This is a genomic window from Paenibacillus sp. WLX1005, assembly GCF_046603685.1.
Classification (GTDB): domain Bacteria; phylum Bacillota; class Bacilli; order Paenibacillales; family Paenibacillaceae; genus Saccharibacillus.
The window spans coordinates 4,230,322-4,246,945 of record NZ_CP176756.1; the positions used below are offsets into that span (position 1 = coordinate 4,230,322).

Genomic DNA, 16,624 nt, shown 5'->3' on the forward strand with positions numbered 1-16,624 from the left:
ATTTTCAAATTACTTGTCTTCCTGATTCTCCAAAGCAATCAGTGGAGAAATGTGCAGTGTAATGGATGCTGGGTCTTCTTCCAGCCGGGAACTAACAATGCCTGTTGATTGTACAGACGATTGAACATCCAGCCATAATCCTTCCGCATCGGGGTAGTTCTCATCAGGCTCGAAAATACATTCAAGCTCCTGTTCTTCGCTCCGAATCATAATGAGCAGTGTGGGGCACTCACCCCAGGACGATCCTCCATGCTGTGCATACGCGGAGATCGTCTGCTGCATGACTCGGGTCAATTCCTCACACTGCTGTGGCGTAAGCCGTGCGGCAAGGGAAATCCCGTCTTCGATCTCCAGTTCCAACTGCATATCGCGTTGAATCGCTTTAAACGTTTGCAAGTAAAAAACCAGCTCAGGGACACCAAGCTTGGCTACGCGGCTCTCGGCTACCATCTGTTCCTTGATTCGCTCGATGTTCTCAATCAATCGCTCCCGATTCCCCATCTGGATGTATCCGTATAACAGCTGTAAATCATTCATCCAGTCATGACGATGGTGACTAAATGCTTCAATGGCTGTTGCATAGACATCCTCATTTTGTTTGTCCGGTAACGAAAAAGCGATGCGATCAATTCTGCGTTGTTCTTCCATCTCACCGTATACCATTTTCAAACTGAGTATATACACGACAGCAATCCACAGTCCAAGCAAAATGAATATCGGAATCGTATGAATACGGTATGCTGCAACCAAAGGTAAAATGATCGTTCCGGCAAGCACAGCCGGACGCCAGCCAAAATGCTTCATCGGTTCTCTCCAATCCTTACATGGCTTTTGAACAACATTAAGTATACCATAAACCATCATTGCGCCAACGACCCAATAACGATTGACTGGAAAAAATTAGCGAACCGATGGATAAGCTGTAAATGTAGTGATGATGGATCAGAACGATACGAACCGGAATCACACAACAAGCCTTCCATAAAATAGAATAAGCCTCCGGCACGAACAGTACCGGAGGCTTATTCATCCTGTCGTAAGACCGGATTATTGTTCGATTGCTGCTGCTACTGGAGCAACGTCAACCGGGTAGACGCTCACTTTTTTGCGGTCGCGGCCCCAACGTTCGAATTTCACGACGCCGTCAACTTTTGCAAACAGTGTATCGTCTTTACCGATGCCCACGTTTGTGCCTGGGTGAATTTTTGTACCGCGTTGACGATACAGGATGTTACCACCAAGTACGAACTGACCATCTGCACGTTTTGCACCAAGACGTTTGGAGTGGGAATCACGACCGTTCTTTGTGGAACCTACACCCTTCTTGGAAGCGAACAATTGCAAATTAAGCTTCAACATGTTTGTCTACCTCCTTTTTACGTTAATGTGACTTGCTTTATTTTGATATACTCACCGTAAGACTCTTCAATACTAACCAGCATGACCTGCATGGATTCCAGTAACAATTGGATCTTGTCGAGTGGGCTGTCTTCCGGAAGATCCGGTAAACGGGCGCTCAAAAATCCGTCTTTCATCTTTGCTTTCATTTCGACACCGGTCAGAGTTTCAATTGAGTTCACTGTACCTACCGTAATGGCAGATACTGCTGCACATACAATATCTTCTCCTGGATCGGCATAGCCGGCATGACCGCGAGAGGAAAAACCATGAATTGTACCATCTTCATGCCGTTCCATACGCACGATAATCAATTACCGCACCTTCTTATGCTTGGATTTTCTCGATAGTCACTTTAGTATATGGTTGGCGATGACCTTGTTTTTTGTGGTAGTTCTTTTTCGGTTTGTATTTGTAAACTACAACCTTTTGGCCTTTACCGTGTTTTTCAACTTTCGCTGTTACAGTAGCGCCTTCTACCAGTGGCAGACCTGTTGTCAGACCGTTCTCTTTGGATACAGCCAGAACGCGGTCAAAAGTTACGCTGTCGCCGTCATTAGCATCCAGCTTTTCGATGAACAATACGTCGCCCTCTTGCACTTTGTATTGTTTACCACCTGTTTCGATAATTGCGTACATTTCCTTGCACCTCCTCATGTCTCAGACTCGCCTGATTCAGGTGTTATGCCGAAGCATAAGCTTAGGACCATACCAGAGCGGTTACAGCATGTGAGGGAGTTATATCCGACACATACCAAATGATTGTAGCACAGCGTGAAACAGAAATCAATCCTTAATCCAAGATGCAATTTTGCCAGTGCCGTGGCAGACGGAGCAGGTCTGAAAAGCAAAGCTGATCGTTTCTTCACGCGCCTTTTTGCGGGTTAATTCCAGCAGCCCGAGCCGTGTCCAGCCGACGATATGCGTTTTGGTACGATCCTGAAGCAATACTTGTTCCAGTGCGTCCACAACGGCATGGCGGCTTGATTCGTGATCCATATCAATAAAATCGATAATAATAATTCCACCAGTATCGCGAAGACGAAGCAAGCGGGCAATAGATTGGGCTGCCAAGATATTCGTACGAGTGACTGTTTCTTCCAGCGTAGCGCCGCCAGTAAATTTGCCTGTATTGACATCAATGACAGTCAATGCCTCAGTCTGATCCCAGACAATATAACTGCCGCCCTCCAACCATATTTTACGCTGAAAATCATGATGCAATCGTTCCTCGACTCCAAGATGGGCGAAGATTGGCTCACGTTCCCGGTAGATCTCTACCGCAGGCTGAATATCGGCAGATGATATACGCTGCAAAAATGATTCCGCTACAGTTGCGCATTGTGGATCATCGGTAATAAAACGATCCGCTTCCGGATGAAACACGTCGCGGATCATTCGCTCCACCAAGCCGAGATCGCGATGCAACTCCGCTGGCGGACGCTGACGTTCAGCTTCCGCTTCAATCCGATGCCAGATGTGACGCAGAGTGAGCATATCGTTTTCGATTGCTTCGTCTTGCTCGCCCTCAGCGACGGTACGAAGAATAACCCCTTCTTCGTTATCGCGCAGACGCTCCCCGAGATGTCGTAACCGGCTCCGTTCCTGCTCAGTGCTCACCTTTTTGGAGACGGCGATATAATCAGCATACGGCATATAAACAAGCCAGCGACCGGGTAACGAATAGTGAGTAGTCAACTTGGCACCCTTGCTGCCGGAAGGCTCCTTAGTCACCTGTACAATCAATTCCTGACCGGGATGCAGCAGATCAGCGATATTCGGTTTTACTCTAGGCTGCTTATCCATATGCGGATGCAGCACATCATCAATATACAAAAATCCATTCTTTTTCTGACCAATATCCACAAAAGCTGCCTGAATACCGGGCAGCACATTCATTACTTTTCCTTTGTAAAAGTTGCCGGCAATTCCCTTGACGGCTGAACGCTCAGAAGCAAATTCAACCAGTTGGCCTTCATCAAGCAACGCCATCCGCGTTTCCTTCGGATCACAGCTTACTATCATTTGCTTCATCGGGATATTTCACCTCTGTTGGTTTCGGGCGATGGCAACATGCAAAAGACGCCCTTTACCCCTAGACGCAGCGTTTCGGCAAAATGTTTCAGCAGACACGGGCATAGAGAACGCCTGCAATGAAAACGATATTCGACGGATGAACTGTCTACATATAGACACTTCGAGCTGCCCATATTCAAACTGGCGCTGCATCGTATTGTTGAATGAAGATTTCGGGATCAATGCACAACAAAACAACCGGCACGATCATCATGCCGGTTGTCCTTTAGCTCTATTCTCTTAATCTACTTCATACTTTTCTTGATAAATTTTGATACTCAATACGAGACCAATACTGAACATATTGAGGATCAGGGATGTACCGCCATAACTGATAAACGGAAGCGTAATCCCGGTAATCGGCATCAAACCGATCATCATGCCGACATTTTCAAAAATCTGAAAGACGAACATGCTGACTACGCCGACAATAATATAGGAACCCCGCCTGTCATAACACTGCAAGGCGATAAGTATCATTCGATAGATCAATAAAAAGTAGAATAGCAGCAGTACCGATGCACCGATAAAGCCAAACTCCTCGCCGATGACGACAAAGATCGAATCGGAATACGGATACGGAACGAATTTGTTATTTTTCAACTGGCCCTGCATGTATCCATCGCCGAACAGCCCCCCGGAGCCGACTGCGATCTTCGCATAGCTGGATTGATGCTTGGCATCATCAGATGCCTGCGTCGGATCAATAAACGTATTAATCCGCTCATACCAGTGAAATTTGTTGTTCTGATACAGATAATCATGAATCTGCTGGTTAAAGGTCGTAAACAGCACGATAACAAGCACAAGTGCACCAATAATCGTTGTCAAACCGATAATGACATGCGTGTACTTCGTATTCCCAATCCACAACATGCCGACCAGAATAATCAAATAAATAATGGCGTTACCCAGATCCGGCTGAATCAAGACGAGGACAAACGGCAGAAAAACGACCAGCGCGGTCGGTAGCAAATCCGTACGAAACCGCAACGGATCGCCTTCCCGTTTGCCGAGCAAATACGCGGTCGTCAACACGACAACAATCTTCACAATCTCCGCCGGCTGAATCTGGAAGCCCGGCAGATTGTACCAGGACTTGGCGCCGTTGATCTCAGCACCAAATGGATACAACAGCAACAGCGATACGATACCAAATGCATACAGATACCAGTGCTTGCGAAGCAGAATCCGGTAATCAAACAAACTGACAGCAAACATAATCACAAAACCAATGCTGTAGAAAACGATTGTACGTATGTCGTACCCAGCAAATTTCGGGTCCGGTGCAATCGCACTACGCACCAGCAATGTACTGAACACCATAAATACGCCGAGCAGGGTTACGATCCCCCAGTCCAGCTTTTTGAACTTGTTAAGCAAAATCCATCAACCCATTCCAAAAAACTTCTTAAAGCGAGAAAATGCACTTTTTTTCTGATCCATGGGCATGAGTGGAACCGTATCTCCCAAAATGCGGCGGGCAATATTACGGTACGCAATAGCAGCTTTGGAGTCAGGATTCATTACGGTCGGTTCACCTGAATTAGCGGCTTTGATGACCATTTCGTCATCGGGTACAACACCAAGCAGATCAATATTAAGCACTTGCAGTACTTCGTCGATATCCAGCATATCGCCGGATTTAACCATACTATGGCGAATCCGGTTCACGATTAACTTTGGTGAAGCAATATGTGAATTTTCCAACAGACCGATTACGCGGTCGGCATCGCGGACGGATGCATTTTCCGGTGTGGTCATGACGATTGCCTGATCAGCACCAGCAATAGCATTTTTGAAGCCTTGCTCAATACCGGCTGGACAATCGATCAAAATGTATTCGAAATCCTTTTTGAGTTCTTCGATGATTTCTTTCACTTGCTCCGGCGACACGGCGTTTTTGTCTTTGGTCTGTGCGGCAGGCAGCATGTACAGCTCGTCAAAACGTTTATCTTTGACCAGCGCCTGGTTGAGCCGGCAGCGACCATCGGCTACGTCACACAGGTCATAAATGATGCGGTTTTCCAGGCCCATCACGACATCCAGATTGCGCAAGCCGATATCGGTATCGACCAGGCAAACCTTTTTGCCGAGAAGCGCGAGCGCGGTACCTATATTTGCGGAAGTGGTTGTCTTTCCAACTCCGCCTTTCCCTGAAGTGACGACAATAGCCTCTCCCATGTACTACACCCCTTTGAACACATTAAAATCCCGGCCAAGCCGGGCCATATTCGCCATCTTGTCAATTTTCATAATGCCATCCTGCAAATAGGCAAACTCCATATGAGATTCGCGGTTTTCACCCTCATCCGGTGGACGGCTGATCAGCTCGGCAATACGCAATTGGGTCGGCGAGAAAAATGAAGCCGCGATAACCGCATCCTCATTGCCGTTAATACCGGCATGCGCCATACCACGCAGCGCTCCGAGAATATAAATATCATCGGTACTCATAATCGTGCCACCTGCGTTCACATCGCCAAGCAATAGCACTGGTCCTTCGTGATGCAGAACCTGTCCGGAACGAACCATACCGGTTATGATGTGCACCCGGTTACGGTCATACGGAATGACTTCCGGTTCCACTTCAACAGGTTCTTCAAACGAACGGACAAGCAAATTGCCCTTCTGGCTCAAAATATCAAGCAGCGTGTCTTTCTGTTCTTCGGTCATCTGCCGCTCGCCAGTACGAATATCGACATGCACTAGCGGTCCGGTCAGAATGTTCTGGTGCGTATGCTCCAGCTTGAAGCGCAAATCGGCAACCAGATCTTCAAAATCACATGTATCGTCAAACTGGAATGTTAATCCGTCTTTAATCCCTTTTATCGTTACGAATCGTGAAGCCCTTACAGCCATTCATCGTTCACCCCCACCCTACTATCAGTTCGTGCTGATGGCGGGAATTCCTGCCTGAGCGGTAAATTAAGCACACCTGCGACGTATCGTCACATGTGTGTACACGAGACGTATTCATTCCTCTTCGGCAGCACGTTTGCGCAGCTTGGCGACCTTTTCCAGTTGACGACGTACTGGAATAAAGATCAGTAGCGCAAAGATGAAGTGCAGCAGCAAGTTCGGGAAAATATAATGCCCGAGTGCCCAGGCGTAAGGTTCACGCGTCAGTCCGAACACCAGATAGATTCCGTACAACAGGTGATCCAGCAGCAGGCTACCGATCAGCACAACAGTCATCATTAGCGGATACGGTGCGCGTGGCGACTGGAATAGCAGACCTAGCACGTATGCAGACAAGCCCATCGCAAACGAATATGCACCAATCATATCTCCGTAAAATACGACATCATGCAGCAGTCCAAAAATCAGACCAAGCGCCAATGCCGTATGACGATGATAATAAATCGATACGAACAAAATCAAAATATACGTCAGATGTGGAATCAACCTGCCGTGCATTGCATCAGGAATAAGCCATGGCACGATGGTGCTTTCCCAAACGAAGACGAGAAATAACAGCAGCAGCAATACGATGCGGCGCACCATTATTCCTGTGTCTCCTTCGTATAAACTACGAATACTTCTTTCCAGTCTTTGAAATCAGCGGATGGATCAATCGTTGCCGTGTTAGTCAGACCGAAGTCACCGACTTGACGACTGATTACTTTACCGATGATCATGCCTTTCGGGAACAGACCGCCACTACCAGAGGATACGATCGTATCGCCCTTAGCAAGTGGATCGTTTTCCTTGATCTGCGTCATCGTCAGCATGCCGGTTGCTTTGTCATAGCTCTCTACCATACCGAATGTTTCGTTCTCTTTGCCGACTGCCGTCGCTGCAATCGCTTTGGAGTTCGGATCAAGTGGATCAAGGGTCGTCAACAGTTTGACAGTCGCATGATAATTGCTCGTCTGACTCACAATTCCGACCATACCTTGCATCGAAATGACAGGCATGTCTTTGCGTACGCCGTCCTTGCTACCTAGATCGATGACGACTGTACCTGTATCCTCATCGTTATCCACACTTGTAACATTGGCAATATGCAAATCAAAATCATTTTGTGCCAGCTGGTTTTGCGTAAACTTCAGCTGATCTTTGTAGCGTTCATTTTCTTGTACCAAACTATTGTAGTTCGCCTGCTGCATCATGTACTGAGCAGCAACAATTTTCAATTGTTGGTTTTCTTCATGCAATTTATCCAGATCGCCGATATCTTCAAAGAAGCCCGCTATGTAAGAAGCGGGCTTGTAAAATACACCTTGCACAAAACCGACCGTATCCCGGGCGAATTTCTCCGGCCAGGATATGGAACTGCGGTTGGTCAACGTATATCCCATTAACGCGATGAAGAGAATCAGTCCTACTAGCAGGATAAACAGTTTCTTGTTACCCAGCAGCTTAAACAGTTTCAACACCCTCTTAATTAACGGTTATTCTGTCCCTGGTAAGGGGTTGACCATAATGGCCGTAAATTAACGTTTCGAACGGACGGCCGAGCTGCTGCGTGTTTTGAACAGATGAATGTTTTCCAGCGCTTTGCCTGTACCGATAGCAACACAATCCAGCGGGTTCTCAGCAACGATGACTGGCATTCCTGTTTCACCAGCCAGCAGTTTGTCGAGGTTGCGAAGCAGTGCTCCACCACCGGTCAACACGATGCCACGATCCATAATGTCAGCTGCCAGTTCTGGCGGACATTTTTCCAGTGTGACTTTGACCGCTTCCACAATCGCACTTACCGTATCGGACAGCGCTTCGGAAATTTCGTCGGATGTAATAGTCAGTGTTTTTGGCAGACCGGTTACAAGGTCACGACCACGGATTTCCATCGTTTCTACTTTTTCAAATGGAATCGCGGAACCGATATCCATTTTCAGTTGTTCCGATGTGCGCTCACCGATCATCAGGTTGTACTGACGTTTGATGTACTGGATAATCGCTTCGTCCATTTCATCACCAGCTACACGTACGGAACGGCTTGTTACGATACCACCGAGAGAGATAACAGCCACTTCGGTTGTACCGCCACCGATGTCAACAACCATACTGCCTGTCGGTTCCCAAACGGGAAGGTCAGCACCAATCGCTGCTGCAAATGGTTCTTCAATCGTGTACGCTTCACGCGCACCTGCTTGTTTGGTTGCATCTTCAACTGCACGTTGTTCAACAGCGGTAATACCGGATGGTACACAAACCATCACGTTTGGATGCTGCGGGAACATGGAGCGCTGCTTTTGCGCCTGACGGATAAAGTATTTGATCATCGTTGCCGTCGTGTCAAAATCGGCGATAACGCCGTCTTTCATCGGACGAATCGCACGGATATTACCCGGTGTACGACCGATCATTTTTTTGGCGGATTCACCGACAGCCTCGATTGTATTCGTATCGGTACGGATTGCCACGACAGACGGTTCTCTCACGACAATGCCTTTTCCTCTTACATATACCAGTGTATTCGCTGTTCCTAGGTCAATGCCCAGATCTTTCGTAAAGCTCCCAAACATAACTTTTAACTCCCTTTCCTCTGAATCTCGACTATTATATTACATCAGACCCTGTTCCTTCAAACTTACGAATCGTGTATCCCCGATCACGACATGATCCAGCACTTCGATTCCGATCAAATGACCCGCTTCTACCAATCTGCGCGTGAGCGAGATATCTTCCGGGCTTGGCGTTGGATCGCCGCTCGGATGGTTATGGGCACAGATGACCGACGCACTGCTGCATTTGATCGCAGCACGGAATACTTCACGCGGATGCACGATGGACGCGTTCAGACTGCCCATCGATAACGTTTCCTGGGAAATAATCTGATTCTTCGTATTGAGAAACAGACATACAAAATGTTCTTTTTGCAAATAACGCATCTGCTCCATAAGCAGATCGGCTGCGTCCTTTGGACTGCGAATCGCGATTGCCTCATCTCGGCTCGTCCGTGTAATGCGACGACCTAATTCGATACCGGCTTTGATCTGAATCGCTTTGGCGGTGCCGATACCACGAATCTCTGTCAATTCTTCAATACTCAAATCAACGAGCTGGCGGATATTACCCACCTGCTTCAAAATACGGGTTGCCAGGTGAATGGCAGATTCATCCCGTGTACCGGTACGCAGCAAAATTGCCAGCAACTCGGCATGGCTGAGCGCCTCTGCCCCATAATTCATCATCCGCTCGCGCGGACGATCCTCATGAGGAATATCACGCAACAGATATTGTGGCGCCTCCATGATGGTGTCCCCTTTTCTCTAACGAAATCAAGACTCAAACACCGAAATGCCGAATTGCTCCAGCATATCGCTTAGCAATGGCACAGGCAATCCAACAACGGTAAAATAACAACCTTCGATTCGATCCACCAAGGTGGAGCCGAGACCTTGAATCGCGTAAGCGCCCGCCTTGTCAGCAGGCTCTCCGCTGCGTACGTAAGACTGAATGCGTTCCGCCGTGAGCGGCTTCATATGTACGACAGTCCGGCTGTATTGACTCAATGTACGACCACTCGCCGCATCGATACACACAATACCGGTATACACATTATGACTGCGTCCTTGCAGAGATTGCAGCATACGTTCCGCTTCCGCCTCATCACGGGGCTTGCCAAAAATGACGCCGTCCAATACTACAATCGTATCGCTACCGATGATCAGCGCATCGTGCCATTGGCTGAGCGCTTGTTCACGTACGGCTTGCGCCTTGCGTAGCGACAACTCAGTAACTACTTGTTCTGGTGTCCATTCCTGCAGTACCGTCTCGTCGGCATCGCTTGGCAAAATTTCAAATTGAAGCTGTAAAGAGGTCATCAATTCCTTTCTCCGTGGAGAAGCGGACGCCAGTACAATCGTGTGACGTGAATGTTCTCTACCCATAAGAAAGGCCCTCTCCTTATCCATATTCATTGTCATTCATCAGTGAGTACTTAAAGTTTGCGATATAACCAGATTGCAGCTACGACTCCAATCAGGCTAAGCAGACTCATTTTGAAATGAAGCTCAATCGTATAGCGGATAATGTTCAAATTCGCACTGGGAGACCAGTCAATCGTCGTCGATTTTGTCAGAAAAGACAATACCGCTACCGGTTCAAGCAATGTAGCGATCCACGAGCCGATGAGCCAGCCCAGCAGTAAAAATAAAATCAGTGTTCCAGCGTTCTTTTTCATACTGATATTCCCCTGCCTTTAATTTGACACCACATTATTATACGTTGATTCCAGCAGCAATACAAACAAAAAAGAAAGTGAGTGATTTTGAGATGCTGTACAGTGAAAAAAGACTGCCGCATGACAGTCTTTTTCGCAAATGCTGCGACAGCGGCGGTATTGAGCCGCGCTGCATCAACAGATCAGTGACCGGTTTGTGTGGAAGTCAGCTGTTCTGCCAGCGCTTTGGATACTTTCCAAATGTCACCTGCACCCATCGTAATGATCAGGTCGCCCGGCTGCATAGAAGAGGACAATTCGTTGACAACATCGTCCTTATCAGCGACATAACGTGCGCTGTCATTGCTGTGTTTGATAATCAGATCGACAAGAGCTGCGGAGTTTACGCCTTCGATCTGTTTTTCGCCTGCGGGTGCATAGATGTCGGTGATGATAACTTCGTCCGCTTCGCCAAATGCACGGCTGAATTCATCCAGCAGAAAGTACGTACGTGAATAGCGCTGCGGCTGGAAAATGGCAATGATCTTCTTGCCAGTAGCGCGCGCTGCCTTCAGCGTAGCTTCGATCTCGGTCGGATGGTGAGCGTAATCGTCCACAATCAGAATGTCGTTAGATTCGCCGATCACTTGGAAGCGACGCTTTGCTCCTTGGAAACGAACGATAGCGGCTGCGGCGGCCGTAAACGACAGTCCCGTTTCTACGCAGGCAATCAGTGTTGCCATCGCATTGTACACATTATGCAGTCCCGGTACGGACAATTGCACCGTGCCCAGCTTCTCGCCTTGGTAGCTCATAACAAAGGAGATTTTACGATCGCCCGGTTGAATGTCGCTCGCTGTGTAGTCTGCTGGTTGGTCGATACCGAACGTAACGGTATCACCTTGAATGCTTGGCAACAACTCACGGATATTCTCATCATCGGCATTGATAATCGCCTTGCCGCCTGAACGCAGCTGGCTCAGAAATTGCACGTAGGCTGCTTTGATATTGGCAAAGTCACCATCGTAATTTTCCAGATGATCGGCTTCGATATTCGTAACAACAGCAATGGCCGGATGGTATTGCAAAAAGGTGCCGTCGCTCTCATCGGCTTCGGCGACTACATACTCGCTTTTGCCTGCTTTGGCGTTCGTACCCAGATTAACGATCTCGCCACCGATAATGTACGTCGGATCGGCTTCGCACTCTTCCATAACGAGCGCGATCATTGACGAAGTCGTTGTTTTGCCGTGTGCACCGGCAACGGCGATGCCTTTGCGCTCATTGAGCAGACGCGCCAGCATTTCGGAACGGTGCAATACTGGAATCTCCAGCTTGCGCGCTTCTACCAGCTCTACATCATCTTGCGATACTGCCGAGGAGTACACCAACAGATCGGCACCATGCACTTTTTCCGGTGCATGACCGATATGAATGTCTGCTCCTTGGTCTTGTAGCTTTTGCGCCAGCGCGCTCATCGCTACGTCCGAACCGGTTACTTTATATCCCATTTCAAGCAGGACTTTGGCGATAGCACTCATGCCGTAGCCGCCAATCCCAATAAAATGTATATGTTGTTCTGTCTTGTTCATCCTGTCTCACCAGCCCTTTTCAGAATCGGTTTGATGCAAAAGAGTCGCTCTTACATCTGAAATTAAATACAGCGTTCCGGTCACGACCCCAAGATCTTCCCGTTCTGTCTGCGACTGTAGCAGCTGGATTGCCTGCTTCCAGTCTTTTTCCACAATAACCTGCACGTCGGTTCTGCCCATCTCCTGTTGCAGACGCTGTACCAGCTCTAACAGATGTTCCGCTGGCATTTTGCGACGGAAATCCGGCTCGGTCAAAATCAGAGTATCTGCAATGGACAACAGATGGCGGAAAACCGGTTCATGCTGTTTATTTTCAAGCATTCCAGCGAGGAAATGCAGTTTGTTGTACGTATACGTTTGCGGAATGCTCTTGACGAGCGATGCCGCACCTTCGGGATTATGCGCACCGTCCAGTACGATTCGCGGATTCGTCAGCACCGTCTCCAGACGACCTGCCCAAAAGGTATGGCGGAAGCCTTCCAGCAGTGGTTCATCATCCAACACGAATGCCATATACTGACGCAGCACTTCCAGCGTCATCATCGCCAAACCGGCATTGGTGCACTGGTGCTCGCCCTGCATCCCAATTTCAATATCCAATTCACGGAAAATGCCTTGGAAATGGAAGTGTTGGCTGATTTCATCGCCGCCTGTTCGTTCAGCGGTGTAGTCGCGTCCTGCCAAATACATGCGGCTGCGGCATTGCTCCGCGCGTGCTGTCATCACCTGAATCACTTCCGGTTGAGTCACACTCGTAACGACTGGGACGCCAGGTTTGATAATGCCTGCCTTTTCCCCGGCAATCTGCTCCAATGTATCTCCCAAAATATCGGTATGGTCATAGCCTACATTGGTGATTACTGATACGACCGGATTCACGATATTCGTTACGTCCATCCGTCCGCCCAATCCCGTTTCCCAAACGACAACATCAGGATAACATTCCTGTGCATAATACAGAATCGCCAGCGCCGTCGATACTTCAAACATCGTTGGTGAGCCCAACTCGGTAGCGGCGATTTGCTGCACGAACGGATACAGCCGGTTAGAGAGCTTGAGCAGCGTCTCCTCTGGAATATCCTCGTTGTTGTATTGAAACCGGTTAGTGAATTTCGTAATGTACGGCGATGTAAAAGTTCCTACATCGTACCCGCAATTGATCAACACATTGGTCAAAAAGGCGCAGGTGCTGCCTTTGCCATTCGTACCAGCGACATGAACAAATTTCAGTCGGCGATGCGGATGTTCCAGCAATTCCATTAACATTTCAATCCGTTCCAGCCCAGGGCGAATGCCAAACGGAATCAGACCGTTAATCCATTCCACCGCCTGCTCATACGTATGTAGAGGGGCTGACTGCCCCTCCGCGGATTCATATTCCATCGATATCACCCTTAACCTTTCAGTTCGGCAATACGGGCAAGAACCTTGTCGCGTTTGTCGGAATAGTCAGCCTGTTTGGCGCGTTCTTCCTCGATCACTTTTGCCGGTGCTTTGGATACGAAGCCTTGATTGGACAGCTTCTTCTCTACGCGCTCTACTTCGCTGTTCAGCGTCGCCACTTCTTTTTCCAGACGGGCGATTTCTTGCGCGATATCCAGCAGCCCTGCTAGCGGCAGATACAGTTCTGCGCCAGTTACTACGGTACTCATCGCTTTGTCCGGTGCTGCCAGATCAAGACCTGCTTCATATTCGGACGTGTTACAGAAGCGTTGAATATAGTGTGCATTGGATTGGATAATATCCAGCGTTTTGCTATCGTTTGCTTTTACGAGCAATTCGATCTTTTTGCTCATCGGTACGTTCACTTCGGCACGGATATTGCGTACAGAACGGATGATGTCGATCAGCAGGGTCATTTCTTCCTCGGCTGCTTTATTTTCCAGCGCCGGGTCGAAGGTCGGCCAAGCCGCAAGTGTGATCGTATCCCCTTCATGCGGCAGATGCTGCCAGATTTCTTCGGAAATGAACGGCATGAACGGATGGATCATGCGCATCGTACGATCCAGTACGTAAGCCAGTACGGATTGCGTCGTTTTCTTGGCAGCGGCATCTTCGCCGTACAGCGACAGCTTGGCAATCTCGATATACCAGTCGCACAGATCATCCCAGATGAAGTTGTACAGCAGACGTCCGGTTTCGCCAAACTCGTACGAATCAATTAGACGCGTAATATCGCGAGATGTTTCGTTCAGACGATGCAAAATCCAGCGATCAGCTGTGCTGAGTTTACCAGTCAGGTCGATTTCTTCAAAGGTAAAGCCTTCCATATTCATCAATGCAAAACGGGAGGCGTTCCAGATTTTGTTGGCAAAGTTACGTGCTTGTTCTACACGTTCCCAACGGAAACGCAAATCTTGTCCCGGCGTGCTGCCAGTGGAAATCATATAACGCATTGCATCTGCGCCGTATTGCTCAATCACGTCCAGCGGATCTACGCCGTTGCCAAGCGATTTGGACATTTTCTGTCCGTCGGAAGCACGTACAAGCCCGTGCATGAGTACATCTTTGAACGGAATCTCATCGGTAAATTCAAGTGCGGTGAAGATCATACGTGCAACCCAGAAATAGATAATGTCATAGCCCGTTACAAGCAAATCGGTCGGGTAGTAACGCTTCAGATCGTCCGTTTGATCCGGCCAGCCGAGTGTGGAGAATGGCCATAGCGCGGAGCTGAACCACGTATCCAGTACATCTTCGTCCTGACGCAGCGTTTTGCCTGCATGCTCTGGCAAACCGCTTGGATCTTCAGCTGATACGATGATCTCGCCTGTTTCTTCACAGTACCATGCCGGGATGCGATGTCCCCACCACAGCTGACGGGAAATACACCAGTCGCGTACATTTTCGATCCAGTTCAGATACGTTTTCTCAAAACGATCCGGTACGAAGTTGGTGCCGTTGCCGCTTTTTTGTGCTTCGATAGCAGCATCTGCAAGAGGCTTCATTTTTACAAACCATTGCGTGGACAGATACGGCTCAACAACAGCACCCGTACGCTCACTGTGACCTACTTGATGTACGTGATCTTCGATATTGATCAGTACGCCTGCTTCTTGCAAATCTTTGACGATCTGCTTGCGTGCGTCACTGCGATCCATACCTTGATATTGATCAGCGTTCTCGTTCATGATGCCGCCTTCGTCCATTACAACGATCTGTGGCAGATCATGACGTTGACCCATTTCAAAGTCGTTCGGATCGTGGGCAGGGGTGATTTTCACCGCACCGCTACCAAATTCGCGATCTACGTAATCATCAGCAATTACTGGAATGGCGCGGTTTACGATTGGCAGAATCAGCATTTTGCCGATCATATCTTTGTAGCGCTCATCCTTCGGATGAACAGCAACCGCCGTATCACCTAACATCGTTTCAGGACGCGTTGTCGCCACGGTAAGGAAGCCACTGCCGTCTTCGAGCGGGTATTGCAGATGGTACAGATGACCGTTTACCTCTTTGTATTCAACCTCGATATCAGACAGAGCAGTACGAGCCTGCGGGTCCCAGTTGATAATGCGTTTGCCGCGATAGATTAGGTCTTTTTCATACAGGGTTACAAACACTTGGCGAACCGCTTTGGACAATCCTTCGTCCAAGGTGAAGCGTTCGCGGGAATAGTCGAGGGAGAAACCCATTTTCGCCCATTGCTCGTGAATCGTTTGCGCGTATTTATCTTTCCATTCCCATACTTTGTCCACGAATTTCTCACGACCAAGATCATGACGGGTAATGCCTTCGGCGCGCAGATTTTGCTCTACTTTGGTCTGCGTCGCGATACCAGCGTGGTCAGAGCCTGGCAACCATAGTGCATCGTATCCTTGCATCCGTTTGGTACGGATCATAATATCTTGCAGAGTAAAGTCCAGTGCGTGACCGATGTGCAGCATACCGGTTACGTTAGGCGGTGGAATGACAATCGTATAGGGCTGCGCATCCGGGCGCTGGCCCGCTTTGAAATAGCCATTGTTCATCCAATAATCGTACCATTTGCGCTCGGCCGATTTGGGGTCATAGGTTGTTGGCATCTCGGTCGTTGCCGGGTTAGTGTTTGGTTCTGTCATGCAGATCCCTCCATCTTCATCATCAATATCAGAACAGGCGGCATGTACAACTATGCCGGAAAATAAAAAAAGCCCTTCGTCTCAAAGGACGAAAGGCTTTGCTCTCGTGGTACCACCTTTGTTTCGTTACCCGTATTGCTTTGTGATTTCCATTTAGAAATGCACCTCAGATAACGACACTCGAAGACAGATAACGGCTGCTACCGGTTTATTCTAGTCCCGCTGCAACAATGGCTAGTACTTGAATGACAATCAAGCACATACGGTATTCAAATAAACGACTCCCGGACGACTTCGACATCCCGTATCCTGTAGAACCTCTCAGCGCAGCAGCTCTACTCTCTTTAGGTCGATCATGTCTACTATTTCCGTTCACAGTC

The 16,624-nt window shown here is 48.5% G+C and carries 17 protein-coding genes and 1 other annotated feature (1 of these 18 cut by a window edge); all 17 genes read right to left on the minus strand.

Features of this window, described 5'->3' with window-relative positions; translation table 11 throughout:
* Positions 1–9: 9 nt before the first annotated feature.
* Positions 10–804, minus strand: a complete 795-nt coding sequence (locus tag ACE3MZ_RS18070; RefSeq protein ID WP_411343504.1) for a Spo0B domain-containing protein — start codon at positions 802–804, stop codon at positions 10–12.
* Between the two features lie 243 nt (positions 805–1,047).
* A complete protein-coding gene (rpmA, locus tag ACE3MZ_RS18075; RefSeq protein ID WP_188777152.1) occupies positions 1,048–1,359 on the minus strand; it encodes a 50S ribosomal protein L27 in 312 nt (103 codons plus the stop codon).
* Between the two features lie 17 nt (positions 1,360–1,376).
* Positions 1,377–1,712 carry a ribosomal-processing cysteine protease Prp gene (locus tag ACE3MZ_RS18080; protein WP_411343505.1) on the minus strand — a complete coding sequence of 112 codons (336 nt, stop codon included), beginning with the start codon at positions 1,710–1,712 and terminating at the stop codon, positions 1,377–1,379.
* A 13-nt stretch (positions 1,713–1,725) separates the two neighbouring features.
* Positions 1,726–2,037, minus strand: a complete 312-nt coding sequence (gene rplU, locus ACE3MZ_RS18085) for a 50S ribosomal protein L21 (RefSeq protein ID WP_411343506.1) — start codon at positions 2,035–2,037, stop codon at positions 1,726–1,728.
* A 147-nt stretch (positions 2,038–2,184) separates the two neighbouring features.
* Positions 2,185–3,432, minus strand: a complete 1,248-nt coding sequence (locus ACE3MZ_RS18090) for an Rne/Rng family ribonuclease (RefSeq protein WP_411343507.1) — start codon at positions 3,430–3,432, stop codon at positions 2,185–2,187.
* Between the two features lie 282 nt (positions 3,433–3,714).
* On the minus strand, positions 3,715–4,857 hold the full coding sequence (locus tag ACE3MZ_RS18095; protein ID WP_411343508.1) for an FtsW/RodA/SpoVE family cell cycle protein: 1,143 nt from the start codon (positions 4,855–4,857) through the stop codon (positions 3,715–3,717).
* A 6-nt stretch (positions 4,858–4,863) separates the two neighbouring features.
* On the minus strand, positions 4,864–5,658 hold the full coding sequence (gene minD, locus ACE3MZ_RS18100; RefSeq protein ID WP_411343509.1) for a septum site-determining protein MinD: 795 nt from the start codon (positions 5,656–5,658) through the stop codon (positions 4,864–4,866).
* Positions 5,659–5,661: 3 nt separating this feature from the next.
* Positions 5,662–6,336: a septum site-determining protein MinC gene (locus ACE3MZ_RS18105; RefSeq protein WP_411343510.1), complete on the minus strand. Its 675-nt coding sequence runs from the start codon at positions 6,334–6,336 to the stop codon at positions 5,662–5,664.
* A 114-nt stretch (positions 6,337–6,450) separates the two neighbouring features.
* A complete protein-coding gene (gene mreD / locus ACE3MZ_RS18110) occupies positions 6,451–6,981 on the minus strand; it encodes a rod shape-determining protein MreD (protein WP_411343511.1) in 531 nt (176 codons plus the stop codon).
* Complete coding sequence (mreC, locus tag ACE3MZ_RS18115; RefSeq protein WP_411343512.1) at positions 6,981–7,853, minus strand: rod shape-determining protein MreC; 873 nt, start codon at positions 7,851–7,853, stop codon at positions 6,981–6,983. Before mreC ends, mreD begins: the two co-directional genes overlap by 1 nt.
* A 60-nt stretch (positions 7,854–7,913) precedes the next feature.
* Complete coding sequence (locus tag ACE3MZ_RS18120; protein ID WP_411343513.1) at positions 7,914–8,948, minus strand: rod shape-determining protein; 1,035 nt, start codon at positions 8,946–8,948, stop codon at positions 7,914–7,916.
* A 39-nt stretch (positions 8,949–8,987) separates the two neighbouring features.
* Positions 8,988–9,677, minus strand: a complete 690-nt coding sequence (radC, locus tag ACE3MZ_RS18125; protein WP_411343514.1) for a RadC family protein — start codon at positions 9,675–9,677, stop codon at positions 8,988–8,990.
* Positions 9,678–9,704: 27 nt separating this feature from the next.
* The gene (locus tag ACE3MZ_RS18130; RefSeq protein ID WP_411343515.1) at positions 9,705–10,316 is read right to left on the minus strand and encodes a Maf family protein; all 612 of its coding nucleotides are present in this window, start codon (positions 10,314–10,316) and stop codon (positions 9,705–9,707) included.
* A 50-nt stretch (positions 10,317–10,366) separates the two neighbouring features.
* On the minus strand, positions 10,367–10,609 hold the full coding sequence (locus tag ACE3MZ_RS18135) for a DUF4321 domain-containing protein (protein ID WP_411343516.1): 243 nt from the start codon (positions 10,607–10,609) through the stop codon (positions 10,367–10,369).
* Positions 10,610–10,791: 182 nt separating this feature from the next.
* On the minus strand, positions 10,792–12,180 hold the full coding sequence (gene murC, locus ACE3MZ_RS18140) for a UDP-N-acetylmuramate--L-alanine ligase (RefSeq protein ID WP_411343517.1): 1,389 nt from the start codon (positions 12,178–12,180) through the stop codon (positions 10,792–10,794).
* A gap of 6 nt (positions 12,181–12,186) precedes the next feature.
* The gene (locus tag ACE3MZ_RS18145) at positions 12,187–13,563 is read right to left on the minus strand and encodes a bifunctional folylpolyglutamate synthase/dihydrofolate synthase (RefSeq protein WP_411343518.1); all 1,377 of its coding nucleotides are present in this window, start codon (positions 13,561–13,563) and stop codon (positions 12,187–12,189) included.
* Between the two features lie 11 nt (positions 13,564–13,574).
* On the minus strand, positions 13,575–16,244 hold the full coding sequence (locus ACE3MZ_RS18150) for a valine--tRNA ligase (protein ID WP_411343519.1): 2,670 nt from the start codon (positions 16,242–16,244) through the stop codon (positions 13,575–13,577).
* Between the two features lie 81 nt (positions 16,245–16,325).
* Positions 16,326–16,624, minus strand: a binding site (T-box leader) (it continues 5 nt past the right edge of the window).